Source organism: Streptomyces sp. NPDC102402, from assembly GCF_044765765.1.
Lineage (GTDB): Bacteria > Actinomycetota > Actinomycetes > Streptomycetales > Streptomycetaceae > Streptomyces.
The window spans coordinates 231,563-255,440 of record NZ_JBIWKR010000010.1 but is presented as its reverse complement, the minus strand read 5'-3'; the positions used below and the strand labels follow the sequence as shown (position 1 = coordinate 255,440).

20 protein-coding genes are annotated in these 23,878 nt (G+C 69.3%); 8 read left to right on the top strand and 12 right to left on the bottom strand.

Annotated features, from left to right (window positions below):
- From ACIRJR_RS26955 to eccD, 4 genes are all read right to left on the bottom strand, one after another.
- Entirely contained in the window at positions 1-1,380 is a 1,380-nt protein-coding gene (locus ACIRJR_RS26955) for a M16 family metallopeptidase (protein ID WP_403785119.1), read from the bottom strand.
- Positions 1,377-3,590 (bottom strand): polyribonucleotide nucleotidyltransferase, encoded by a 2,214-nt coding sequence (locus ACIRJR_RS26950; protein ID WP_329239071.1) that lies wholly within the window; start codon positions 3,588-3,590, stop codon positions 1,377-1,379. The genes ACIRJR_RS26955 and ACIRJR_RS26950 overlap by 4 nt, the downstream gene beginning before the upstream one ends.
- 269 nt (positions 3,591-3,859) lie before the next feature.
- On the bottom strand, positions 3,860-4,150 hold the full coding sequence (rpsO, locus tag ACIRJR_RS26945) for a 30S ribosomal protein S15 (RefSeq protein WP_003965855.1): 291 nt from the start codon (positions 4,148-4,150) through the stop codon (positions 3,860-3,862).
- A 189-nt stretch (positions 4,151-4,339) separates the two neighbouring features.
- Positions 4,340-5,839, bottom strand: a complete 1,500-nt coding sequence (gene eccD, locus ACIRJR_RS26940; RefSeq protein WP_403785117.1) for a type VII secretion integral membrane protein EccD — start codon at positions 5,837-5,839, stop codon at positions 4,340-4,342.
- 244 nt (positions 5,840-6,083) lie between these two features.
- Here eccD and eccCa point away from each other — a divergent pair, with 244 nt between their 5' ends.
- The 4 genes from eccCa (at position 6,084) to ACIRJR_RS26920 (ending at position 12,643) form a co-directional block, all read left to right on the top strand.
- Positions 6,084-10,052 carry a type VII secretion protein EccCa gene (gene eccCa, locus ACIRJR_RS26935; RefSeq protein WP_403785115.1) on the top strand — a complete coding sequence of 1,323 codons (3,969 nt, stop codon included), beginning with the start codon at positions 6,084-6,086 and terminating at the stop codon, positions 10,050-10,052.
- 228 nt (positions 10,053-10,280) lie between these two features.
- Positions 10,281-10,874, top strand: a complete 594-nt coding sequence (locus ACIRJR_RS26930; protein ID WP_403785113.1) for a hypothetical protein — start codon at positions 10,281-10,283, stop codon at positions 10,872-10,874.
- Between the two features lie 357 nt (positions 10,875-11,231).
- Positions 11,232-12,302: a (+)-(1(10)E,4E,6S,7R)-germacradien-6-ol synthase gene (locus ACIRJR_RS26925; RefSeq protein WP_403785111.1), complete on the top strand. Its 1,071-nt coding sequence runs from the start codon at positions 11,232-11,234 to the stop codon at positions 12,300-12,302.
- A 47-nt stretch (positions 12,303-12,349) separates the two neighbouring features.
- Positions 12,350-12,643 carry a hypothetical protein gene (locus ACIRJR_RS26920; RefSeq protein WP_403785109.1) on the top strand — a complete coding sequence of 98 codons (294 nt, stop codon included), beginning with the start codon at positions 12,350-12,352 and terminating at the stop codon, positions 12,641-12,643.
- A gap of 120 nt (positions 12,644-12,763) precedes the next feature.
- Here the strand turns inward: ACIRJR_RS26920 and ACIRJR_RS26915 are convergent, their stop codons facing one another.
- Positions 12,764-13,351: an Imm21 family immunity protein gene (locus ACIRJR_RS26915; protein WP_403785107.1), complete on the bottom strand. Its 588-nt coding sequence runs from the start codon at positions 13,349-13,351 to the stop codon at positions 12,764-12,766.
- A gap of 54 nt (positions 13,352-13,405) precedes the next feature.
- Here ACIRJR_RS26915 and ACIRJR_RS26910 point away from each other — a divergent pair, with 54 nt between their 5' ends.
- On the top strand, positions 13,406-13,735 hold the full coding sequence (locus tag ACIRJR_RS26910) for a transposase (protein ID WP_403785167.1): 330 nt from the start codon (positions 13,406-13,408) through the stop codon (positions 13,733-13,735).
- Positions 13,736-13,942: 207 nt separating this feature from the next.
- On the opposite strand, the gene ACIRJR_RS26905 is transcribed toward ACIRJR_RS26910, so the two are convergent.
- From ACIRJR_RS26905 to eccB, 7 genes are all read right to left on the bottom strand, one after another.
- Positions 13,943-14,242 (bottom strand): WXG100 family type VII secretion target, encoded by a 300-nt coding sequence (locus ACIRJR_RS26905; RefSeq protein WP_403785105.1) that lies wholly within the window; start codon positions 14,240-14,242, stop codon positions 13,943-13,945.
- A 70-nt stretch (positions 14,243-14,312) separates the two neighbouring features.
- The gene (locus ACIRJR_RS26900; RefSeq protein WP_403785103.1) at positions 14,313-14,666 is read right to left on the bottom strand and encodes a WXG100 family type VII secretion target; all 354 of its coding nucleotides are present in this window, start codon (positions 14,664-14,666) and stop codon (positions 14,313-14,315) included.
- 76 nt (positions 14,667-14,742) lie between these two features.
- The gene (locus ACIRJR_RS26895; protein ID WP_403785101.1) at positions 14,743-15,999 is read right to left on the bottom strand and encodes a S8 family serine peptidase; all 1,257 of its coding nucleotides are present in this window, start codon (positions 15,997-15,999) and stop codon (positions 14,743-14,745) included.
- A 25-nt stretch (positions 16,000-16,024) separates the two neighbouring features.
- Positions 16,025-17,779, bottom strand: coding sequence for a hypothetical protein (locus ACIRJR_RS26890; protein ID WP_403785099.1), 1,755 nt, complete (start codon positions 17,777-17,779; stop codon positions 16,025-16,027).
- A complete protein-coding gene (locus tag ACIRJR_RS26885; protein ID WP_403785097.1) occupies positions 17,776-18,216 on the bottom strand; it encodes a hypothetical protein in 441 nt (146 codons plus the stop codon). The genes ACIRJR_RS26890 and ACIRJR_RS26885 overlap by 4 nt, the downstream gene beginning before the upstream one ends.
- Before the next feature lie 169 nt (positions 18,217-18,385).
- Positions 18,386-19,633, bottom strand: a complete 1,248-nt coding sequence (gene mycP / locus ACIRJR_RS26880) for a type VII secretion-associated serine protease mycosin (RefSeq protein ID WP_403785095.1) — start codon at positions 19,631-19,633, stop codon at positions 18,386-18,388.
- Between the two features lie 11 nt (positions 19,634-19,644).
- Complete coding sequence (gene eccB / locus ACIRJR_RS26875) at positions 19,645-21,174, bottom strand: type VII secretion protein EccB (RefSeq protein ID WP_403785093.1); 1,530 nt, start codon at positions 21,172-21,174, stop codon at positions 19,645-19,647.
- Between the two features lie 185 nt (positions 21,175-21,359).
- Between eccB and eccE the strand changes: the two genes are divergently transcribed.
- The 3 genes from eccE (at position 21,360) to ACIRJR_RS26860 (ending at position 23,725) form a co-directional block, all read left to right on the top strand.
- Positions 21,360-22,700 (top strand): type VII secretion protein EccE, encoded by a 1,341-nt coding sequence (eccE, locus tag ACIRJR_RS26870; protein WP_403785091.1) that lies wholly within the window; start codon positions 21,360-21,362, stop codon positions 22,698-22,700.
- Complete coding sequence (locus tag ACIRJR_RS26865; RefSeq protein WP_403785089.1) at positions 22,697-23,407, top strand: hypothetical protein; 711 nt, start codon at positions 22,697-22,699, stop codon at positions 23,405-23,407. The genes eccE and ACIRJR_RS26865 overlap by 4 nt, the downstream gene beginning before the upstream one ends.
- An 84-nt stretch (positions 23,408-23,491) precedes the next feature.
- A complete protein-coding gene (locus ACIRJR_RS26860) occupies positions 23,492-23,725 on the top strand; it encodes a DUF397 domain-containing protein (protein WP_403785087.1) in 234 nt (77 codons plus the stop codon).
- Positions 23,726-23,878: the final 153 nt, after the last annotated feature.

The following is a 23,878-nucleotide window of genomic DNA, read 5'->3' as shown; positions in this document are numbered from 1 at the left end:
TTAGGAGACGGCTTCCTGGAGGCGGTCCGCCTGCTTGTCCTTCAGCGGGCCGATGACCGAGAGCGAGGGCCGCTGTCCGAGGACGTCGGCCGCCACGGCCCGGACCTCGTCGGGGGTGACTGCCGCGATCTTCGCCAGCATGTCGTCGACGGACATCTGTTCGCCCCAGCAGAGCTCGCTCTTGCCGATGCGGTTCATGAGCGCGCCCGTGTCCTCCAGTCCGAGGACGGTGGAACCGGCGAGCTGGCCGACGGCACGTCCGATCTCCTCGTCACCGAGACCGTCCGCCGCGACACGGTCGAGCTCGTCGCGGCAGATCTTGAGGACGTCGTGCACCTGGCTGGGCCGGCAGCCCGCGTACACGCCGAAGAGCCCGCAGTCGGCGAATCCGGACGTGTACGAGTACACGCTGTAGGCGAGCCCGCGCTTCTCCCGGACCTCCTGGAAGAGGCGGGAGCTCATGCCGCCGCCGAGCGCGGTGTTCAGGACGCCGAGCGCCCAGCGGCGCTCGTCGGTCCTGGCCAGGCCCGGCATGCCGAGGACGACGTGGGCCTGCTCGGTCTTGCGGTTCAGGAGCTCGACCTTGCCGGCGGCGCGCAGGGTGCGGGAGCCCGCGCGCGGCGCCGTGGGGACGGCGTCGGTACGGCTCAGCGCGCCGGCGCGCTCGAACGCCTTGCGGACCTGGCGCACGACCGTGGCGTGGTCGACGTTGCCCGCGGCGGCGACGACCAGGTGGGTGGGGTCGTAGTGCTTCTTGTAGAAGCGGGCGATCTGTCCGCGGTTCAGTGCGTTGATCGTGTCGACGGTGCCGAGGACCGGACGGCCCAGAGGGGTGTCGCCGAGCATGGTGTGCGCGAACAGGTCGTGCACGCAGTCGCCCGGGTCGTCCTCCGTCATCGCGATCTCCTCGAGGATGACGCCGCGCTCGGCGTCGACGTCCTCGGGGGCGATCAGGGAGCCGGTCAGCATGTCGCAGACGACATCGATGGCCAGCGGGAGGTCGGTGTCCAGGACCCGCGCGTAGTAGCAGGTGTACTCCTTCGCCGTGAAGGCGTTCATCTCGCCGCCGACCGCGTCGATCGCGGACGAGATGTCGAGGGCGCTGCGCTTGGCCGTGCCCTTGAAGAGGAGGTGTTCGAGGTAGTGCGTCGCGCCGTTCAGGGTGGGCGTCTCGTCACGCGAGCCGACGTTGGCCCAGATCCCGAAGGTGGCGGAGCGGACGGAGGGCAGGGTCTCCGTGACGACCCGGAGGCCGCCGGGGAGGACCGTACGGCGGACCGTGCCGATGCCGTTGCTGCCCTTGAGAAGCGTTTGGGTACGGGCGACGGCCCGCCCCTCCGAGGAGGGGCGGGCCGTCGTCACGGAACTACGGGACGTCACTTGTCGGTGTCGTCCTTCTTCTCGTCCTCTTCACCCTCGATGACGGGGATCAGGGAGAGCTTGCCGCGGGAGTCGATCTCCGCGATCTCGACCTGCACCTTGGCGCCGACGCCGAGCACGTCCTCGACGTTCTCCACACGCTTGCCACCGGCGAGCTTGCGGATCTGCGAGATGTGCAGCAGACCGTCCTTGCCGGGCATCAGGGAGACGAACGCACCGAAGGTGGTGGTCTTGACGACCGTACCCAGGTAGCGCTCGCCGACCTCCGGCATGGTCGGGTTGGCGATGGCGTTGATCGTGGCGCGGGCGGCCTCGGCCTGCGAGCCCTGCTGGGCACCGATGTAGATGGTGCCGTCGTCCTCGATCGTGATGTCGGCGCCGGTGTCCTCCTGGATCTGGTTGATCATCTTGCCCTTGGGGCCGATGACCTCACCGATCTTGTCCACCGGGATCTTGACGGTGATGATCCGCGGGGCGTTCGGGGACATCTCGTCCGGGACGTCGATGGCCTCGTTCATGACGTCCAGGATGTGCAGACGCGCGTCACGGGCCTGCTTCAGCGCGGCGGCCAGGACCGAGGCGGGGATGCCGTCGAGCTTGGTGTCGAGCTGGAGCGCGGTCACGAACTGCTTCGTACCGGCGACCTTGAAGTCCATGTCGCCGAAGGCGTCCTCCGCACCGAGGATGTCGGTGAGGGCGACGTAGTGGGTCTTGCCGTCGATCTCCTGCGAGATCAGGCCCATGGCGATGCCGGCGACGGCGGCCTTGAGGGGCACACCGGCGTTCAGCAGGGACATGGTGGAGGCGCAGACCGAGCCCATGGACGTCGAGCCGTTGGAGCCCAGCGCCTCGGAGACCTGGCGGATCGCGTAGGGGAACTCCTCGCGCGACGGCAGCACCGGCACGATGGCGCGCTCGGCGAGCGCGCCGTGGCCGATCTCGCGGCGCTTGGGCGAGCCCACGCGGCCGGTCTCACCGACGGAGTACGGCGGGAAGTTGTAGTTGTGCATGTAGCGCTTGCGGGTCACCGGGGAGAGGGTGTCCAGCTGCTGCTCCATGCGGAGCATGTTGAGGGTGGTGACGCCCAGGATCTGGGTCTCGCCACGCTCGAACAGCGCCGAGCCGTGCACGCGCGGGATGGCCTCGACCTCGGCGGCGAGCGTACGGATGTCCGTGACGCCACGGCCGTCGATGCGGACCTTGTCCTTGATGACGCGCTCGCGGACCAGCTTCTTGGTCAGCGCGCGGTAGGCACCCGAGATCTCCTTCTCGCGGCCCTCGAAGGCCGGGAGGAGCTTCTCGCCCGCGATCTCCTTGATGCGGTCCAGCTCGGCCTCGCGCTCCTGCTTGCCGGCGATGGTGAGCGCCTTGGCGAGCTCGGTGCTGACGGCCTTGCTGAGCGCCTCCAGGACGTCGTCCTGGTAGTCGAGGAAGACCGGGAACTCGCCGGTGGGCTTGGCGGCCTTGGAGGCGAGGTCGGACTGGGCCTTGCAGAGCGCCTTGATGAAGGGCTTCGCGGCCTCGAGGCCCGCGGCGACGACCTCTTCGGTCGGGGCCTCGGCGCCGTCCTTCACGAGCTGGATGGTCTTCTCGGTGGCCTCGGCCTCGACCATCATGATCGCGACGTCGCCGTCCTCGAGGACGCGACCGGCGACGACCATGTCGAAGACGGCGTCCTCGAGCTCGGTGTGCGTCGGGAAGGCGACCCACTGGCCCTTGATCAGGGCGACGCGGGTGGCGCCGATCGGGCCGGAGAAGGGCAGGCCCGCCAGGATCGTGGAGGCGGAGGCGGCGTTGATCGCGACCACGTCGTACAGGTGGTCGGGGTTGAGCGCCATGATCGTCTCGACGATCTGGATCTCGTTGCGCAGGCCCTTCTTGAAGGAGGGGCGCAGCGGGCGGTCGATCAGGCGGCAGGTGAGGATCGCGTCCTCGGAGGGCCGGCCCTCACGGCGGAAGAAGGAGCCGGGGATCTTGCCGGCCGCGTACTGCCGCTCCTCGACGTCCACCGTGAGGGGGAAGAAGTCGAGCTGGTCCTTGGGCCGCTTGGAAGCGGTGGTGGCCGACAGCACCATGGTGTCGTCGTCCAGGTACGCGACGGCGGAGCCTGCGGCCTGCTTGGCCAGGCGGCCCGTCTCGAAGCGGATGGTGCGGGTGCCGAAGGTGCCGTTGTCGATCACGGCTTCGGCGTAGTGGGTCTCGTTCTCCACTAGTGATTTCTCCATACTCGTCGTCTTTCGTCCTGCCGCCCGTGTGGCGGAGGACGGTACGGAGGAGCGCGCCCGTGTGCGGGGCCGGTCTTCGATCGAAGCTCCCGGGCGTTGTCCCGGGGGCCACTACCGAGGACCGGCGGCGGCCTTGGCGCGCCTCTCCTCGTCTGGTGTCGTACGTCCAGGTTACTGAGCTTGACCCCGGTCCCGCACGTACGGCAAAGGGAGCGGCCCCCTAGAAGTGGGAACCGCTCCCTTTCACAGCGTCCTTACTTGGCGCCGCCGGCCGCGCCACGGCGGATGCCGAGGCGGTCGACGAGCGCACGGAAGCGCTGGATGTCCTTCTTGGCCAGGTACTGCAGGAGGCGGCGACGCTGGCCGACCAGGATCAGCAGACCACGACGGGAGTGGTGGTCGTGCTTGTGCGTCTTGAGGTGCTCCGTCAGGTCCGAGATCCGGCGGGAGAGCATGGCGACCTGGACCTCGGGGGATCCGGTGTCACCCTCCTTCTGGGCGAACTCGGACATGATCTGCTTCTTCGTAGCGGCGTCGAGCGGCACGCGTACTCCTCTTTGATGTTCGATGCGCCCACGAGTGCCCCTGGTCTTGATCTCAGGAGAGCTTCCATGACTCGGAGGCGAAGGTCCGATGAGCGCAGCCCTCAGGATGATCCCGGAGGCGCGTACACAAACGGCCGTCACACAGCGTACCAGCCGCCGTGGACCCGGTCGGCCGTCGTGCCGGGCGGATCAGCTGGTGAGCGCCCGGATCGAGTGGTACACGTCGAAAACGGCGAGGCACAGCGGCAGCAGCGTCAGCAGCACGCAGGCCTCGGCGACCTCCAGGAAGCGCCCCCAGAACGGGGTGACGCCCTTGCGGGGCACGATCAGCCCTATGGCGGTGATCAGCGCGGCGACGCCCGCGACCGCCGCGGTGAGCCAGATCGTACGGATGTCGAGTCCTGCACCCCCCCTGGAAGCCTCGCGGACGAGGTCGGCCGGAGGGTTCAGCGACAGCCCGAGACCGAGGAGCACGAGCGCGGCGAGGCCGGCGCCCAGGGCGCAGCCGACCTGGGCGGTGTAGCGGAAGAGGTGGGCGCGCATCAGCATCGCGACCCCGGTCGCGAGGGCCAGCAGCTGGCCCCAGACGCTGTCGGAGAAGCCGAGCACCGCGGCGGCGCCGACGGCCACCAGGGCGCAGCCGCCGACCAGGCCGAGGAGCAGTTCGTGGCCGCGCCGCGCCTGGGCTGTGATGCGGTCGGCGTCGACCGGTCCCTGCGGCGCGGGGTCGGCCGTGCCGTAGTCGCCCACGGTGGTACGGGGCGGTTCGAAGCCGATCGGAAGGCGGGCGAAGCGGGTGGAGAGCCCCGGGAGGAAGGCGAGGAGTCCCACGGAGAGGGGGGCGCACACGGCTGCGGTCTCGGCCGGCTTCATGCCGGTCATGATCGCGACGAAGGTGACGAGCACGCCGATGGCGGAGGCGAACACGAAGGCGACGAACGTGCCGTCACCTTCGGGGGCGGCGATCATGAGGATCACGGAGGCCACCAGCACGGCGGCGCAGGCGAGCAGGAACTGGAGCCTCCCGACGCCCTGGCCCGCGCCGAGCGGCAGGAGCCCGGCACCGGCCACCGCGGCGTTGGCGAGCACGCCGATCCCCAGCGCGATGGAGGAGCCGCGGTCCGCGTAGACGCGCGCGCGGACGCAGGCCAGCGCGAGGAGCAGTACGGCGGCGACGGCGGCCAGGATGCCCGGCAGGCTGTGCATGTCGTGCCGGATGCCGGAGGCCCACAGCACGAAGCCCAGCAGGACCAGCAGGACCGACCCGCCGAAGAGGCCGGCCGACCGCATGAGGCTGTCGCCCCAGAGGGTGCGGTCCCGCGCCACGGCGGTGGCGACGGCGTCGGAGACGTCGTCGAAGACCGCGGGGGGCAGCGACTCGGAGAAGGGCCGCAGGGACAGCAGCTCGCCGTCGAGGATGCGCTGACCGGCCAGCGTGCGCCCGCTGTCGAGGACGGTGCCGTCACGGCGCACCAGGTGGTAGCCGACCGGGGCGCCCTGGGCGGGGCTCTGCCCCGACAGCCGGAGGATCTCCGGGTAGAGGTCGGCGACGGGGATGTCCTCGGGCAGCGCCACGTCGACACGGCTGTCGGGCGCGACGACCGTGACCCGGCAGAATCCGGTTCCGTTGCCGGCCGGCAGTCCGGGACCCGGCCGCCCGGATCCGGTAGCCGCAGTTCGGGCCGTCATAGTCACGTGCTGCTCCCCCTCATGCTTCTCCTCGACCTCCTGGAACGCGCCCCTGGATCACGGGCTCCGGCTCCGTCCCGAATGAACCGTTTTTTTGCGGTAGTTAGCGGATGCGTACACGCGTCGCGACACCCTACCGCCCTCGGGTCGCCGGGCACGCCAGTAGGATCCTCCCGCGGACGGAACCCGTCGCCACGGGGGCGCCGATAGGAACAGTTCCGTCCGGCAAGGGAATTGGTGAGCCGTGAGCCAGATCGTCGTCAAGCGCCCACCGCGGGCCCTCCCCTCCGAAGTTCCGGGCGAGCAGGTGCAGTTGCAACCTCCGCCGGAGTTGCCCCGAGGGCAACAGGAGGGGGTGATGATGCAGCTGCTGCCGATGCTCGGCATGGGTGGTTCCGTCGTCTTCTTCTTCATGACGCCGAACCCGATCATGCGGATCATGGGCATGATCATGATCGCGTCGACGGTCGCCATGGCCGTCGCGATGATCATCCGCTTCCGGCGGGGCACACAGGGCCAGCTCGCTGACATGCGGCGCGACTATCTGAAGTATCTGACGCAGACCCGTCGCGCCGTGCTCAGGACGGCGCGGGCGCAGCGCGACGCCCAGTTCTACCTCCACCCGTCGCCTGAGCAGCTGTGGGCGCTCGTCGCCGAGGGCAGCCGGGTGTGGGAACGCCGTGTCGGCGACGCGGACTTCGCACACGTCCGCATCGGCCTGGGCAGCCAGGAGCTCGCCACCCCGCTCATCGCGCCCGACACCGCGCCGGTCGACGAGCTGGAGCCGCTGACCGCCGGCGCGATGCAGCAGTTCCTGACGACCCACAGCACGCTCGACGGCCTGCCGATGGCGGTGTCGCTCCGCGCCTTCTACCACCTGACGATCAGCGGCGACGCGGATTCCGCGCGTGCCACGGCCCGCGCGATGATCGGGGCGCTCGCCTCGCTGCACTCCCCCGAGGACCTGATCATCGCCGTCGCGGCCGGCCGGGACACCGCTCCCCGCTGGGACTGGACGAAGTGGCTCCCCCACGTCCAGGCGCAGGGGGCGATCGACGGGGCGGGCAGCCGCCGCCTGATCAGTACCAGCGTCGTGGAGCTGGAGGAGATGCTCGCGGGCCGCCTCGACGGCCGGCCCCGCTTCCAGCCGGGCGGTCAGCCGCTCATGGACCAGCCCCACGTCGTGGTCGTGCTCGACGGCGAGTCCGTGCCCGCGACGTCCGCGCTCGCGTCGGCCGAGGGCCTCCAGGGCGTGACGGTCATCGAGATCGTCACCGGTCAGGTCAACGGAGCTCGCGGCGGCCTCTCGATCGTGGTGGACCCCCACTCGCTTCAGCTGGAGTCGGGGCACGGGCTGGTGTACGACGGCGTTCCCGACCTGCTGAGCCACGAGGCCGCGGAGGCGTTGGCCCGCCAGCTGGCTCCACTGCACGTGGCGTCCGGCGGCGACGACGACGAACCGCTGCTCGCCAATCTGGAGTTCACCGATCTGCTGAATCTCGGCGACGCGGCCTCGGTCGACGTGAGCCGTACCTGGCGGGCCCGCTCCCAGGCGGAACGGCTCCGGGTGCCGATCGGCGTCGGCGAGGACGGCGCCCCGGTGATGCTGGACCTCAAGGAGGCGGCGCAGGAGGGCATGGGGCCGCACGGCCTGTGTGTCGGCGCCACCGGTTCCGGCAAGTCCGAGCTGCTCCGTACGCTCGTCCTGGGCCTGGCCGTCACGCACACCTCGGAGACGCTCAACTTCGTCCTCGCGGACTTCAAGGGTGGTGCCACCTTCGCCGGAATGGCGCAGATGCCCCACGTCGCGGCCGTGATCACCAACCTCGCCGACGACCTCACGCTGGTGGACCGCATGGGCGACTCCATCAGCGGTGAGCTCAACCGCCGCCAGGAGATGCTGCGCGACGCGGGCAACTACGCCAACATCCACGACTACGAGAAGGCCCGTGCGGCGGGTGCACCGCTGCAGCCCATCCCTTCTCTCGTGCTGGTCATCGACGAGTTCAGCGAGCTGCTCACGGCCAAGCCGGACTTCATCGAGATGTTCGTGCAGATCGGGCGCATCGGCCGTTCGCTGGGCGTCCATCTGCTGCTGGCCTCGCAGCGCCTCGAGGAGGGGCGGCTCCGGGGCCTGGAGACCTACCTGTCGTACCGGATCGGTCTGCGGACGTTCTCCGCGGGCGAGTCCCGGGCGGCTCTGGGCGTACCCGACGCCTACCACCTGCCCAACGTCCCCGGTTCGGGCTACCTGAAGTACGGCACGGACGAGATGGTGCGCTTCAAGGCGGCGTACGTCTCCGGGGTGTACCGGTCGGACTCGCGGCCGGCCGCTTCCTCCGGCCCCCTGCCGGTGGACCGCAGGCCCGTGGTCTTCACCGCGGCTCCGGTGCCGGTGCGCTACCTGCAGCCGGCGGCGCAGACCGGGGTGCCCGAGGCTCGCAGGGCCGAGGACGACGCCCTGGCCGACACGGTCCTCGATGTGATCGTGCGCCGGCTGGAGGGGCGGGGCGCCTCGGCCCACCAGGTGTGGCTGCCCCCGCTGGACAATCCGCCGTCCCTGGACGAGCTCCTGCCGGGGCTGACCGCGGTCGAGGGCCGGGGGCTCACCCAGCCCGGGTTCGAGGGCTCGGGCCGTCTCGTCGTACCGCTCGGCGTGGTCGACAAGCCGTACGAGCAGCGCCGGGACACGCTCTACCGGGACTTCTCCGGCGCGGCCGGCCACATGCAGATCACCGGCGGCCCTCAGTCGGGCAAGTCCACGCTGCTGCGCACCCTCATCGCGGGCTTCGCTCTCACGCACACGCCCCAGGAGGTCCAGATCTACGGCCTCGACTTCGGTGGCGGCGGCATGGCCTCGGTCTCCGGCCTTCCCCATGTGGGCGGGATCGCCTCCCGGCTCGATCCGGAGCGGGTGCGCCGTACGGTCTCCGAGGTCTACGGGATCATGGCGCGCCGCGAGGAGTACTTCCGTAGTGCCGGCATCGACTCCATCGCCACCTTCCGCCGGCTGCGGGCGCGCGGCGAGATCTCGGTGACGGACCAGCCCTGGGGCGACGTCTTCCTGCTCATCGACGGCTGGGGGAACTTCCGCACGGACTACGAGGCGCTGGAGGCGGCAGCGATCGACATCGCGCAGCGCGGTCTCGGCTACGGCATCCACCTGATCGTCACGGCGTCGCGTTCCATGGAGGTCCGGGCGAACCTGAAGGACCACCTGATGAACCGGCTCGAACTGCGGCTGGGTGACGTCATGGACTCCGAACTGGACCGAAAGGCCGCGGTCAACGTCCCCGCCGGCGTACCCGGCCGCGGTCTCACGCCGGAGAAGCTGCACTTCATGGCCGCGGTCCCGCGGATCGACGGCATCAACTCCGACAGTGACCTCTCCGAGGCCACGGCGGCCATGAACCAGGAGGTCGCCCGGCACTGGACAGCGGCTCCCGCCCCGGCGGTCCGGCTGCTCCCCCGCGAACTCCCGGTGCACGACCTGCCGGCGGGCCACGCGCACCCGGAGCGGGGCATCGCGTTCGGTATCGACGAGAACAACCTGGAGCCGGTCTACCTCGACTTCGGGCGGGACCCGTTCTTCCTGGTGTTCGGCGAGAGCGAATCCGGCAAGTCCAACATGCTGCGCCTGCTCATCAAGCAGCTGACGGAGAGGTACGCGGGGAACGAGGCGAAGTTCTTCGTCATCGACAACCGGCGTGCGCTCCTTGATGTCACCCCGACGACGCATCTGGCCGAGTACGTCCCCATGTCCAACAACATGGACCACCACGCGGACGCGCTGTACGACCTGATGAAGCGCCGAACGCCCTCGCCCGACGTCACGGCCCAGGAACTGCGTGAGCGCAGCTGGTGGAGCGGCCCGGCGGTGTACGTGGTCGTGGACGACTACGACCTGGTCTCCACGTCCAGCGGGAACCCGCTGGCGAAGCTCACGGAGATGCTGCCGTTCTCCCGGGACGTCGGCGTCCGCTTCATCATCGCCCGCAGCAGTGCGGGGGCGGGCCGCGCGCTGTACGAGCCCTTCCTGCAGCGCATCCTCGAACTCGGGGCTCAGGGCCTCATGCTCTCCGGCGACCCGGTCGAGGGCGACATCCTCGGCAACGTACGACCGCGCCCGATGCCCCCGGGGCGCGGGATCTTCGTCACCCGGCGCCGCGGGAATCCGCTGGTGCAGTCCGGGCTCCTGGACGGGGGGCGGTAGGGCGTCCCGGCATGACGGGCGGGAGGGGCGGCGACCGACGGCCTCGCCGCTCCGCCCGCCTCGGCATGCGGGCGGGCGCGGGGTCCGGCCACCGGAGAAAGCGATTCCGGAGTTGGGATCCGACCGGCGGGGTTTCGTCGACGCAGGTCTCACCGACAACAATCCACCACGGCTGGACCACGGCATCCCTGGATGCACCTCAGCCGTATGAACGGGGCGCCGAAGAACATGGCCGCACTTCTCTTCGTATTGGCCGCCGGACTCGTGGCCATGAGCTGCGTCAAGGCGGACCGGGTCCGCGGATGGCGCGAGTCGTTCAATCCCTCGGCGCCCGGACTCCCCGATTCCGCCTTCGTCGCCGCTCGTGTCGTCCTCTGCGGGATGGCGGGCATCGGCGTCTTCTCAGCCTTCCGGTTCATGGCCGTCGTCGCCGATGCGGAGTGGAGCGACGACGAACTGGCCGGCGCGGTCAGCCAGGCCACCGCGGAGCTGAACGGCACTTCGCGTTTCGGCGACCTCTTCGGTGACGACAGCCGCTTCGACGCGGAGTTCGCCACGATGATCGAGGAGGAGGTCGTCGAGAACGGGGGCGGGGGCGCCCCGCAGGACGGTGTGGACGCCGGCTCCGCACCGGCGAACAAGCCCTCCGACGCCGACTACACGGTCATGGCCGCGGGTGCGGACGCATCCTTCTGTGTGCACGTCGAACGCATTCGGTCGAAGGGCGGCGACTACGAGCCCCCGGGCATCGCGGGAGGCGCGGGATCCGTGACCGTTCCGAACTACGACTTCGCGGTGACGAGCCGCAGGGGTGAGTGCTGAGCACCGGTCTTCACGGTGAGGCTTCCGTGCCGCCGGAGAGCCGGCAGGAGTTGCGGCTCGCCGTCCGGCCTGAGCGGGGAATGGCAACATCCAGGCCAAGATCTATGAATCCTGAACTGACAAGGGTCACTTTCGGGCCACCCCGGCAGCACGGCCGATCAATCCCGAGCGAGACGCGATCAGCCCTTTCATGCCTCCCCACCGCCCCCGGAGGCGCGGTGACAGGCACAATCCCGTGGCGAAAAGGATACTGGCCCGCGGGGGCAGCCGGGCTTAAAAAGGCTGTACCCGCTCCCGGTACACGTTGCTGACTTCCGGTCTCCGCGGCATTGAGAAGTACATGTGAAAGGGCAGTACATGACCTCCCCAGCTCCAGCGCCGAAGATCCCTCAGCTGTGGGTTCCGCTCCCCTCGGGGATCCACCCGAGCTGGCGTGAGATCGACGAGGGCTCAGCCGCCTGGCTCGATCGATTCGGCCTCTACTCCGACCGAGCCCAGCGCGAACGGCTGACGCGCATCGCCGTGGGTGAGATCACCAGCCGCGGCGCCCCCACCGGTCGCCTCCCGGCCCTGCAGTGGACCTCGGATTTCCTGATGTGGCTCTTCGCGTTCGACGACGAGTTCTGTGACGAGGGGCCCTCCGCGGCCTCCCCGGACGCCACCCTGCTCACCATCACCAAGCTCCAACGCATCGTCGAGGTCCCCTGGGCCGCCCCCTCCGACGACAGCTACAGCGCCGCACTGAGCGAGTTACGCCTGCGGCTCGACCAGCTGACCACCCCGGTTCAGACGGCCCGCTGGGCCTCCAGCTTCCGCGCCTACCTCCAGGGGCAGATCTGGATGGCCGCCAACAGCGCCCACGGGCGGATTCCGACCCTCTCCGACCACCTGGCGGTCCGGCTCGACTCCTCCGGCGTCAAGATCTTCTCGACGCTCAGCGAGATCATCCACGGATACGACCTCCCTGCCGCCGACTACGAGCGCCGCGATGTGCGCGCGTTCGTCGAGGTCTTCGCCTCGATCATCGGCTGGTCCAACGACCTGGTCTCGTATCACAAGGAGCGCCAGCGCAGTCAGGACGGATACGGCAACATCGTCGACCTGATCGCGTACGAGCGAGGCTGCTCACTCGGCGAAGCGGTGAACGAGACCGCCCTGATGCACACACGCGCGATGGCTCTCTATCTCCGGCTCCGCGACCAGATCCTGCGGGACGCCGGCTCCGCACTTCGTCGATGGATCACGGACTGCGACTCCTGGATCCGGGCCGACTACGACTGGTCCCTCACCACCAATCGCTACGTGAATCCCGAGAACCCTGCCGACCTTCCCGCAGGCAGCGCCGCCTCTCCCTTCGACGAAAGGGAAGCGGACCAGCCCCTTCCCATTGCCAGCATCGCGTGGTGGTGGACCCTGCTGGAGAAGTAATGCCGTATCAAGCAGGGTTCGCGCGGTCCGGTCGGCATACTGTCGGGGTGCTCGAGTACCTGCTTGCGACCGATGACGACGATTTCCTCGGGCCGGTTCGCTCGGGCAGGTACCCGAATGTGCTTCAGCCGGCGGGCTGGGGGGCGGTGCCGGTGGAGGGCGACGGCGACTACCGGATTGCCGTCGACTGCATGGAGATCGAGTTCGCCTGGGAAATGCCCGGCCTTCAGATCTCGGTTCACGGCACATCGGGCAAGCCCGTGGTCGGGGAGTTGGTGGATACGATCGCACGTCAGGTCGGCACCGAGCTGGCGGTGAGAGTCCGGGTGATCCCGCTCTGAGGGCTGTCCCGCAAGTGACCTCGCCCTGCGGTGATCTCGACCGTGTCACCTGTGATCACAGCGTCCGAGCCGTGCTGAACAGCCACAACCTTGCGGGCCGCCACTGACCGCACCCGGCGTTCAGGATTCGACGGGCAGGAGCTGGACCAGGCCGACCCAGTTCTCCTCGTCCACCTTGGTCTGTGTGGCGCGGACCCTCCAGCGGCCGCTGGACAGTGAGACCGGCGCCGCGGTGGGCATCCCGCCGTAGGGGTACTCGATGCCCAAGTCCGAACCCGCCCACGCGGAGTCCATGAGTACCGCCGGGCCGTCCGAGACCCAGGTGCCGCACTCATCCCATACCGTGGCCGGATCCGAGAGGGCAGTGTCTGCCGCGGCACTCAGTCCGGCCTCGGAGTCGGCAGCGAGCCACCGCAGAAACACTCGGTGCTGGGGCAGATAGCGACTGGTCGCCGGCTCATCGGCCAGCACCAGTGCTTGAGCACCGTTCCCGTCAACAGGGATCACACCGGCCAGGTCATCCACCGCGCAGGCCCGGTCGTAGTCGTCCGGGGCGGTGGAGCCTCCCGCCGTAAGACCGCTCCCCATACTTCCGCCCCAGGAGGCCAGGGCGGAGACGGGGACGACGATCAGAGGGCCGCCCATCGACTCCACCCAGACAGAGGAGGGGCCGGAGGCATCGACCGCAGGGGATGAAGAGATGACCATACGAGCCAGTCTGCCCTCGCCCACTGACAACGCCCCTGCGCTCGTGCGGCCACGCTGACCGACGGGAACCGCGATGACGTCACCCAGCTCATCCCACTTCTGCAGGCCGTACGGCCCATGCCCGGCAAACGCGGCCGGCAGCGTCGCCGACTGGAGGTTGCACTCGGGGACCGCGGCTACGACCACGACAAGTACCGTCGGCTTGTCCTGGGGCTCGGCGTGAAGCCGGTCATCGCCCGGAACGGCTCCAACCACGGCCGGTCTCGGAAGCCAAAGCTGCTTCGTGGAGCGAGCGTTCACTCACCTGTACCGGCTCCGCCGCCTGCGGATCCGCTGGGAGATGCGCGACGACATCCACGGCCCCCGGCAGCATGTTGTCCGTAGCGGCCACGAGCTCGAGCCAGGACAGGCGCGGACCCATGAAGTGCCCGTCATCCCAGGCGAGGAGCCCGGCCTGGCGATCACCCGCGTGCGGCTCCGAGCCGCCTGTCGCCACTCAAGCCCCTCCCGGAGCTGCGAGCCCCATGACAAAAGTCAGGGTGGGCACCTCCCGTGCGTGCCCACCCTGACCTGACCGGCTGCTGTCGAGTTCTACTCGAAGTTGGCGCGCGCCCGCTTGTCGCCGGCCTGGTAGGCCACACCGGCGTCGCGCACCTTGCGGGAGATCTCCGAAAGTGCGGTGTGGATCCCCGTGGCGTCGCGGTCCCAGCCGACCTGCGCGACGTCGTACGCCGACTTGGCCTCGCCCACCCAGAGCTCGGACACGCTGGCGATCATCCGCTTGATCGACGCGAGGTCTTCCTGAAGCCGCCTGCTTTGCCGGTCGATGTCGCCGGCCGCCTGCTCCAGGCTTGAGTAAGTGACAACCATCGTGCCGTCGTTGCTGGGCATGTGGTCCTCCAGTTCGATCTAGTTCGGTGACGGTGAGACAGATCTCGTACGTCGTACGAGACCACAAGGATCAGAGTGAGTTGATCGCCGACGTCCTGGCTTCCTGGCCCGTCGAGTGACCACTGACGACGTCCACACCCTGAAGGGCCTGCTTGATCTCGTCCTCGGTGTTGCCCGAGATGGTGCGGGCCGCCTTGATGGCTTCCTGGAAGTTGACCAACCGGACGGCGATGTTGCCCATCCTCCGGTTGATGTCGTCCTGCTTGACGTTGAAGGCGTTGGCGCCGACACCCTTCCAGGCGCCTTCCAGGCTGTCGATCGTCGCCTGCAGCGTCTTCAGCTGGCCCTTCACCGAGTCGAAGCGCCTACTGAGCTCGTCCTCGAGCTTGAGGAGCATCTCATCTGAAAGCTTCTGATCTGCCATGGTGCTGGCTTCCTTCCTGGTGCGGTTGTTCGTTCCGGCGATGGTGCCGGGTGGGGGCTTGAGGAACTACGGTCAGTCAGGCGGTCCGGCGCTTGCGGGCGAGCGCGAAAGCAGCGCCGCCGAGCACCAGGACCACTGCCACTCCGCCGATGATCAGGCCCAGTTGGCTGTCCTCGTTCTTCTCCGTGCCGGAGCCTGCCATGGCTGCGTCGTCAGCCTTTTCCTTCTTCGCAGGCTGTGACGAAGCTGATGCGGAGGGGGCTGCTGAGCCCGCCGAACCGGACGTCTTCTCCTTGGTGAGGGGGCTGATGTCCGGGGCGCCGGGGTCGCCCTTCCCCTTCAGGATGTTCATCGAAGGGCGAATCAGCCCGTAGCCGAGGTAATTGCTGAGCGTGCTCTTCTCCCAGTCACGGCCGGCAGTGTCAAATAGCACATTGAGGACTTGGTTCGCTGTCCACTCCGGGTGGGCGGACCAGATCAGGGCGGCGGCGGCCGAGGTGATGGCCGTTGCCGAGCTGGTTCCGCCGTTTCCGAAGCAGTAACGTTCAAAGTTCTCATCGCACCAGCGCGGCAGATCATCTCCGGGTGCGGCGATGTCCACGAAATCGCCGTGCTGAGAATTTTCGGATGCCTTGCCCTGCCGATCAGTAGCCGCGACGCCTACGACTTCCGGGTATGCCGCCGGATAGATGGGCTTGTTGCCCTTCTTCGCATCATTTCCAACGGCCGCGAAGAACAACTTCCCTTTGCTCTCAGCGTATTTTACCGCTTCAATTTCTCGATCCATCTTGAATTCACTGCCGAACGCCATGCTGATGATCTGCACATCACTATCAGCAGCTGCGCGAATCGCATCTGCGGAATCGTAGGCGTTTACGGAGTGATCATTCTGGAATTCGGTGTTGGCGATTCGCATCGGCACGATCTTCGCCCCTGGGGCGAGACCCTTCAAGCCCCCGCCCTGACCGGTACCAGCGATCAACTCCGCCATGGTGGTGCCGTGACCGTCATAGTCGTCGTACTCGTCCCCCTCCGCCCCTGTCGCGTCAAGCCCCTTGAGGACCTGCCCCTCCAAGGACGGAGTCGTGGCGTTGACGCCGGTGTCGATGACAGCGATTTTGATGCCTTCACCCGTGGTTGTCTTCCACATCTGCTCGGCATGCATGAGGTCGAGGTACCACTGCTTCGACTGCGTATCCGCGGCGACCGCAGAGGGAGCAACCCCGGCGAACCCCACACTCATGGCGGCGGCCACGGCCATCGTGCCGAGCAGGCGCCCTCGCAATCCGGGAGGGAGACGACGCATACGGGTCTGGCTCATTCCTGCTGTCATCCTGATTTCCGAACCTTCCCTGTACCTACTCGATCACCGGCGGGGTACCGGCACGCCGGCCGGCCTCCCACGTCTCGCGGTCTTCCGTCAGGTAGTCCGGGCGCGGCGTGCCGTCGTCCTGGTCCTCGTCTCCCGAGTCCGTCCGGCCTGCAGGACCACGTACGAGACCCGCGCCTCCGGCGGTGAAGCCCTTCGGTCCTGCGCCGGGTCGCGCAGCCCCTCCACGGGGCGTGCCCACGACTCCGTTCGTGCTGGGAGTACCCCGCCCGCCGGCGCGAGGAGCACTGCTGGTGCCACCGGCCCCGACAACACCCCGCTGGCTGACGCCCCCGGCCGGGCCGCCCGTCCTCGTGGTTCCCCCTGCTCCGATGACGGTGCCGCGCGGGGCACCACGGGATCCCCCTGCGTTACCCGAACTATGAGCAGCACGCTGGGGAGTTCCTCCTACGATGCCGTTACCTCGACCAGCACGCGGGCCGGTGGCTCCGGACGCACCTCCGTGACCTGCTGCCGTGGGCCTTCCACCCGTGACGCCAGACCGACCGGCAGCAGGGGCCTGCGCCCCACCACCACGCCCGGCGGTCCCGGAAGCCGAGCCTCCACTCATGGGTGAGGGCCGTCCCACAGGGGATCCGGAGCGGGCGTTCGCCGCAGGGCCGCCCCCTGTCCGGGCGCCGACGTTGCCGGCTTGGCCAGCAGCTCTCGGCCCGCCCATCGTCCCCTGCGCCCCTCCTGGCCTGCTCGTCGTGGGGTTCACGAAGCCTGTCGCCATGGGAGGAGTCGGGCCTCCCCCCGATACCGCAGGGCCTGTCGTCGGACCTGGAGAAGGCGTGGCGGGAGAGGCCGCCGGGGGTGGTGCCGTGGCGACACTGTTGATCTCTGTGGATGTGCTCCTGTCCGGGACAGAAGCAACCCCACCGGGCGCCTCGTAACCTTGGCCGTTCGCCGTGGAGTCCGGGCCACCTGCAGCCGTATGCCTGGCCACGCCCCCGGAGCCCACGCTCTCGGACATCGCGGAGTCTCCCGACCCTGCGGAGCCTGGCTCGTCCGGTTCCCAACGCTGAGTTGTCGGCCGAGGCATCGCCACATCAAGCTTCTTGTCGAACCGCGGCGGTTCCTGCGCCGCCAGCGTCTCCTCCGAGACCGCGTAGTACGACGCCAGCCGGTTCGCCTGGTTGATGGCCTCCTGCCGGTCCTTCTCGACCTTCACCGCTGCGGCGTACTCAGGGTTGCCCTCGATGCGCGCCGGGCTCTCGATGTCGTCGGGGGACTTGCGGATCAGGCGGGTGTCGCGGGGCGGCAGTGAGCTGCGCACCGAGGCGAGGCCCGTGCCCGCGACCGTGATCTGGGTGCCGGCCGTCTGCGCGTACTCGCCGAGCTTGTAGGCATGGGAGACAAGGCCGTTGCCCCAGTCGCGGAAGGCCGTGCCGGAGTCCCCTTCCCAGTCGACCTGCCCGATGAAGTCGCCGAGCTCCTTCGCCGCGTCGTTGAGCGAGCTCCTTGCCTTCAGCAGCGCCTGCCCGGCCTCCTCGAGGTGCTCCGGGTTGGAGTTCTCGATCAGGTCGATCATCGCGTTCAGCTGGTGGCCTTCGAAGGAGGTCCGCCCCGAGAGGCCGGAGCCACCGAAGCCGAATGCCTCCATCGCGGCCTGCATCTGTCGAGTGACGTCCGTGACGACCAGCTGTCCCTGGACGCGTTCGGTGTCCTGCTGCTGCTGTTCCGCAGGAGTCAGCTCCGATGGAGCCTCGGAACCCTGTTCTGGCTTCTTCGGGTCACTCATTCGTCTGCCCACCCCGCGTCACTCTGGTTGTCGGCGTTCCGCTCGGGCTTGGGCGTCCGCTCCGCCTCTGTCCTCTCCCGCTGCTCGTCCAGGTCCGCCTGGATCTCGTAGAACCGCCGCCGTGTGTCGTCGTCCACGTTGTCGAAGCCGACGGCCGCCGCGTGGACGCCGAGGCTCAGGTACTCGATCTGGTCGCCCAGGGACTTCGAGAGCGAGACGAGCGACTCATGGACCCTGTTGTACTGGGTGTAGAGACCGTCCGCCTCCGCGAACGACGCGTTGCCGCCACTCAGCGCGGAGCGGGACACCGCCTGCGCGGCGACCTTCGACCTGCCGGCCGGTGAGCTCTCGAGGTCAGCCAGCAACGCGTTCACGCTCTTCTGGAACTTCTCCAGGGCGCCGACGCCCTTGCGGAGATCCCCTTTGCCTTCGGTCACGCCGCTGCCCTTCCCCGTTTCCCCGTTTGCACAGTCCGTTTCGCGTTGCTATCGCATCCGCGCGAACATCACTGGCTCCATCACGTCACTCTAGCCAATGGCTCTGACAGCACCAACTGTCTTGTCCATCACGTGACTTCCAAGGCGCCGACGCCACCGCCCGGGCCCGTCACACGCGGCCCGGTCGTCCCTGTCTCCGCCGTCGGTCGCGTACGGCTACGGCAGCGCCTGCGATGGAGGCCACCAGGACCGCTCCGCCCACCACTACATAGGTGGCGAGCCGGGCGTCGCGCTCCTCGGCGGTCTCCCCGAGGTGGAACGCGGCCGGGACGGGGGCCTCGCCCTTGCTCACGCCTTCGTGGGCCACCGGCTCCTCGATGGGCTTGTCGTCCTCGGTCAGGGCGCGCACCGGGTCGACGACTCCCCAGCCGACCAGCTGGTCGTGTCCCGCGACCGAGCGTTCCGCCGTCTGCTCGATCTGGGCGACGATTTGCTTCTGCGTCCAGTCCTTGTGCTTGGCCTTGATCAGCGCCGCGACTCCCGCGACGTAAGGGGCCGAGAAACTGGTGCCGTTGTCGGAGCAGTGGCCCCCGCCGGGAACCGTGGAGACCATGTCCACACCCGGGGCCGCGATCCCGACGAAGTCCCCTGACTGGGAGAAGGCCGCCCGTTCGTTGTTGCGGTCCGACGCGGCCACGGCGAGGACACCGTCGTAGGAGGCCGGGTAGGTCTTCTTCACGTTTCCGCCCAGGCCGTCGTTGCCGGCCGAGGCGACGACCACGATCTCCTTGGCCAGGGCGGCGTTCACCGCCTCTTCCAGGAGCGGTGTGGGCTCGACCGCGTCGGCCGTGTCCTGGGAGATGTTGATGACGTCCGCGTCCGCGTCGTCGGCCGCGTACCGGATGGCGGCGGCGAGTGACTCCGCCGTGCCGTGGCCCTCGGCGTCGTTCTGCTGGATCGGGATGATCGTCGCGTCCGGCGCGAGGCCGGTGAACCCGGTGCCCTTCGCCTCGCGCGCGGCGATGATGCCGGCGACCTTGGTGCCGTGGCCCACCCTGTCGGTGGTGCCGTTCTCCTTGCCGCGCTCGAGCTTGTTGCCGTTCTCGTCCTTGAGGTCCCTGTCAAGGAGGTTGCGGCCGCTCCCGGTGTCCACGGCTTTCGTGAGCTGCGGGTTCTTGACGTCGACACCGGTGTCGATGACCGCTACCCGCACGCCCTTCCCCGTGGACTGCTCCCACAGCTCGTCCATCAGCACGCGCTGCAGCGCCCAGGGGCGGCCCGCGTACTTCTCCGAGGGGAAGGTGCACTGGGTGGGGTCCTCGGCCGCCGCGGGCAGCGCGGGCAGCGTGACGAGGAGGACAGCGGTGGCGGCCGTCGCGGTGAGCAGACGCCGGCGAAGGGTGGAGTGCGTGGTCATCCGCTCGCTCCTCACGAACCCTGCGGCTGGCGCGCGGCGCCGGTGGAGAGGCGCGGTCCTGTCGGCAGGAAGGCGGACCAGGCGGCGGGAACGGGCGCGGGTTCGACGTCCTTGTACCCGAGCTGGCTCTGCGCCTGCTGTGCCTCCTTCCGCCTCTCCTCCCTCTCCTCCTCGGTGCCGGACTCACCGATGCCGGAGTCGTCCTGGCCCGCGTCGCCGTTGGACTGCATGGCATAGCGCAGACCGGTGTCGGTCACCAGGAAGAGGGGACCGGATGCCGGACTGGATCCCTTGAACTGCCGGAAGAGCTGGCCGGATCCCGGGGTGACGTAGGCGCTGCTGGAGCCGGTGGGGAGTGTGGCGGGGAAGCTCGTGCCCGCCCAGGTGCTGAGCGTGCTGGCGCCGTCCTTGTCCGAGACGCCGCGCAGGACGTTGCACACGGTGTCGCGGCTTCCGCTCGTCGTGCTCGCGGAGTTGACGGGCGACGGCTCGCTCTCCGGCCAGTCCCACTCCTGCCCGAACGCCTCACCGGGCTCGAAGGATCCCGCATTGACGTGCTTCGCCTTGCCGTCCGGGTTCATGCTGACCAGGGCACGGCTGTTGAGCAGGAGTTTGGCGACGAAGTCGGACACCGGGGCGACCCTGCCCGGCAGGACCACGTACTGCTGGGTCCTGGTGCCGGCGGTCGCGGCGAGAACAGTGCCCACCTTGTTCTCGTCGGACGTGAGCAGGCCCGGAACTCCCGCGTCGGTACCGGGAGTCGCGTCGATGGAGGGGAAGGAGACGGCGTCCCCCATGTGCAGCGTGGCGAGCCAGTCGTCGGTCACCCGCTGTGCGCGGCCCCCGTCGACCAGGGTGCGCAACAGCAGTTCGTCGTTCTTCACGGCGTACGCCTTGCCCGTCGCGTCCACGAGGTAGCGGGTCCGCTCGGGGCCCGGGCCCTCGACGTACATCACCTCGCCGCCCCGCAGTCTGCTCGTGCTGTCGGTCTTGCCCCGCTCGCGCTCCGCGAAGACGAACGCCGCCTTCTGGATGGCCCTGCCGCCCTCGCCGGGGCGTTCGCAGACGGCCCAGCGCTTCGCGGAGGCGGCGTCGGTCCTGTCCGGCAGGCGGTCCGGGGCGTACGGGATGCCGATCGTCGCTCCGCGCGGGATCTTGCCGCTGTCGAGGACCGATTCGTCGACGTTGACGACCGTCCCCTTGTCGGGGGCGAGGAGGAGCTTGGCGCTGGACATGTTCAGCACCGGGTGGAGCTGCGTCTTGCCGTCGGTCGTCAACACCACGTATCGCGTGGTGGATTTGCTCGCGATGATGACGTTCTCGTACGGGGTGTCCCAGTTCTTGGGCGCCACGGGCTTGAACATCCCCCAGGCGCCGAACACCGCCAGGACGACCGCACCGACGATCACTCCGGGCACCACCGCGCGAAGAGGGCGCGGCGCCCCTTCTTCCGAGCCGGACGGGTGGGGCTGCAGGAACTGTGCGACCAACCTCCGCTTCGCGAAGGTGTAGGCATTGAGTTCGTCCCGCCGTGATGCCATGTGCGCGCTGCCCCTTCTCCCCAGTGGGCGACCAGGTTCCCACACCCGCGGTGGGCCGCTGCCGCCGACCGGGCCCCCCTACTATGCCTGTTGGCACTTGGCTCTCACCCCTCAGGTAGGGTGATCGCCCGATCAACGCCCGTATAAAAAAACGGTGAATCCGGACACGAGGGGGCAACGCGGCGATGGGTGCAGCGACGGGGGAGCGCACGAGGCGGTCTGCCCACCGAACGCCCGGCCCTTCCCGACGGCAACGCAGCAACGGGCCGGACTCCACAGCCCCCCGCCCGTCGGCTGACGCCCCCGCGGCGACCACCCTCCGTTCGATCTCCAGGACCGGCCGCGTCGGGCCCGCCCTTCGCCAGATGGTGCTGGTCGAGGCGGCGCTCGCGGTCGCCGCGGTGGGTGCCGCGCTCGGTGGTGCCTGGATGATCCCCGCCGGTGCGATCGCCTGTCTGCTGGTGCTTCTCGCGGTGGTACGCCGACGGGGCCGGGCCGTACAGGACTGGCTGTCGACGGTGTCGTCCCTCCGCCGCCGCAGGCGCACGGCCGATGCTCCGCCCGCGGAGACGGAGCCGCAGCTGGCTCCGGTGGCGGAGAGCGTGCCGGGATTCGCTCCCTACATCTATGTGGACGGCGCCCGCCGCACGGTGGGCATGGTCGGGGACGGCACGTTCCTGACCGCGGTCGTACGGGTCGAGGCGAGCGGTGAGTCGCTCCGCCAGGCCATGGGCGCCCGGTCCCTTCCGCTCTCCCTCCTGGGCGACGCGCTCGCGGTGGACGACATCGTGCTGGAGTCCGCGCAGCTCGTGCAGCAGGTGCGGCCCGCTCCGGCTCCGCACCTGCCGGAGCGTTCGGTGGCCCGCCTCTCGTACGCCCCTCTCCAGGACCGGACCGGCGCGCCCGCGCTGCGGATGACGTGGGTGGCGGTGAAGCTGGATCCGGAGCTGTGCCGGGAGGCCGTGGAGGCGCGCGGCGGTGGCATCGGAGGGGCTCAGCGCTGCCTGGTCCGGGTCGCGGACCATGTGGCGAGCCGGATCACCGGTGCGGGGTTCAAGGCCGCGGTACTGGACCAGGACGAGCTGAACTCCGCTGTGGCGACGTCCGCGTGCGCCAATCCCATCCTGTCGGCGCGCGCCGGACGCCCTGATGCCGCGCCGCAGCGTCGGACGGCCGAGACGGCCCGGGTCTGGCGCTGCGACGACCGCTGGCACACCACCTACGCGGTGGACCGCTGGCCCGAGCTGGGCCGGGGGGCGACTCCGCTCCCGCGGCTCGTCGCGCTGCTGACCTCGGTGCCGGCGTACGCGACGACGTTCAGCCTGACGGTGCGGCGCGGTACGCACCAGGGCCATGTGTCGGTGCGGGGCCACGTACGGATCACCGGCGGTTCCGACACCGAACTGGTCGGGGTCCGCCGGACGTTGGAGCAAGCCGCACGGCACGCGGAGGTCGGCCTCGTCCGGCTGGACCGCGAACAGCTGCCGGGCGTCCTGGCCACGCTCCCGCTGGGAGGCGCACGGTGACACGGCGAATCGCCCCGCGGCGAGGGCTTCTCGGCCCTCGTCACGCGGGCCACACCCTGGCTGCGGATCACCTGGGCGCGCTGTCGCTGCCCGTGGGGGACGACGGCGTGATCATCGGTGACGACGCCGAGGGCCGCCCTCAGATGATCGGCTTCCACCGGCCGGCGCCGTACGACGTCCTGCTGATCGGCGGGCTGTGGACCGCGCAGGTGCTGGCGCTTCGTGCGGCCGCTACCGGGGCCCGGGTGGCGGTCGAGACGGGGCGCGCCCAGGCGTGGACGACGCTGGCACAGGCAGCGGGTGCCGGTCTGGAGTGCATCTCGCTGCATGACGTGGGCAGGGTTCCGCCGACCGGGGCGACCGTCGGCAGTCCTGTGGTGGTGGTGCGGGACTGCGGCATGCGTCCTCCGCGCGGCCGGGTGGTGTCCTCGCCGTGGCAGTCGGTGCTGACGTTGCTGCCCTATCTGAGCCCGGTGGCACCCCGGTTGATGCGGTCGGCCACGCTCGTGGGCATCCAGCGGGTGTCTCCGGCCGAGGCGGAGCAGATCGGCCGGATCCTGGGGCTCGCACGGACGGAGAGCGAGGCTCTGCCGACCCTGGCGGACGGTGTCACGCTCTGGGTGGCCGGCCGCGACCGCCACTGGGTGATGACCGGGGCGACGGACGTCGAGACCGGACTGCTGGGCACAGCTCGCAGGATGGACTGATTCCTCCCCGGTTCGCACCCGGACCCGCCCTCTTCCGAGGATCATGTCCGGGGAACGACACAGTTCGACCGAAGGGACGTGCGCATGGGCACCCAGCAGGAAAAGGACGAGCTCTACGCTCTCGACATCTCGGATGTGGTGTGGCTGAGCGCGCCCGGTACCGAGAACGTCGAGGAACGGGTCGAGATCGCCCACCTCCCCGGAGGTGCCGTCGCCATGCGCTCGTCGCTGGACCCGGGGACCGTACTGCGCTACACGGAGGCGGAGTGGCGTGCGTTCGTGCTGGGAGCGCGCGACGGCGAGTTCGACCTCACGTAGAGACCGCGAGGAGTGGGGGCGGCCCGTCCTGGACGGCCGCCCCCTCGCTGCGTCCGGGCGCGGCCCGGTGCGTGACAAACAGTCCGTTTTCTCACGTTCCGGCGCGGTCGCTCCACCCGAGGGCCCTACGTGACCTACGGGACAGTCGCCGCT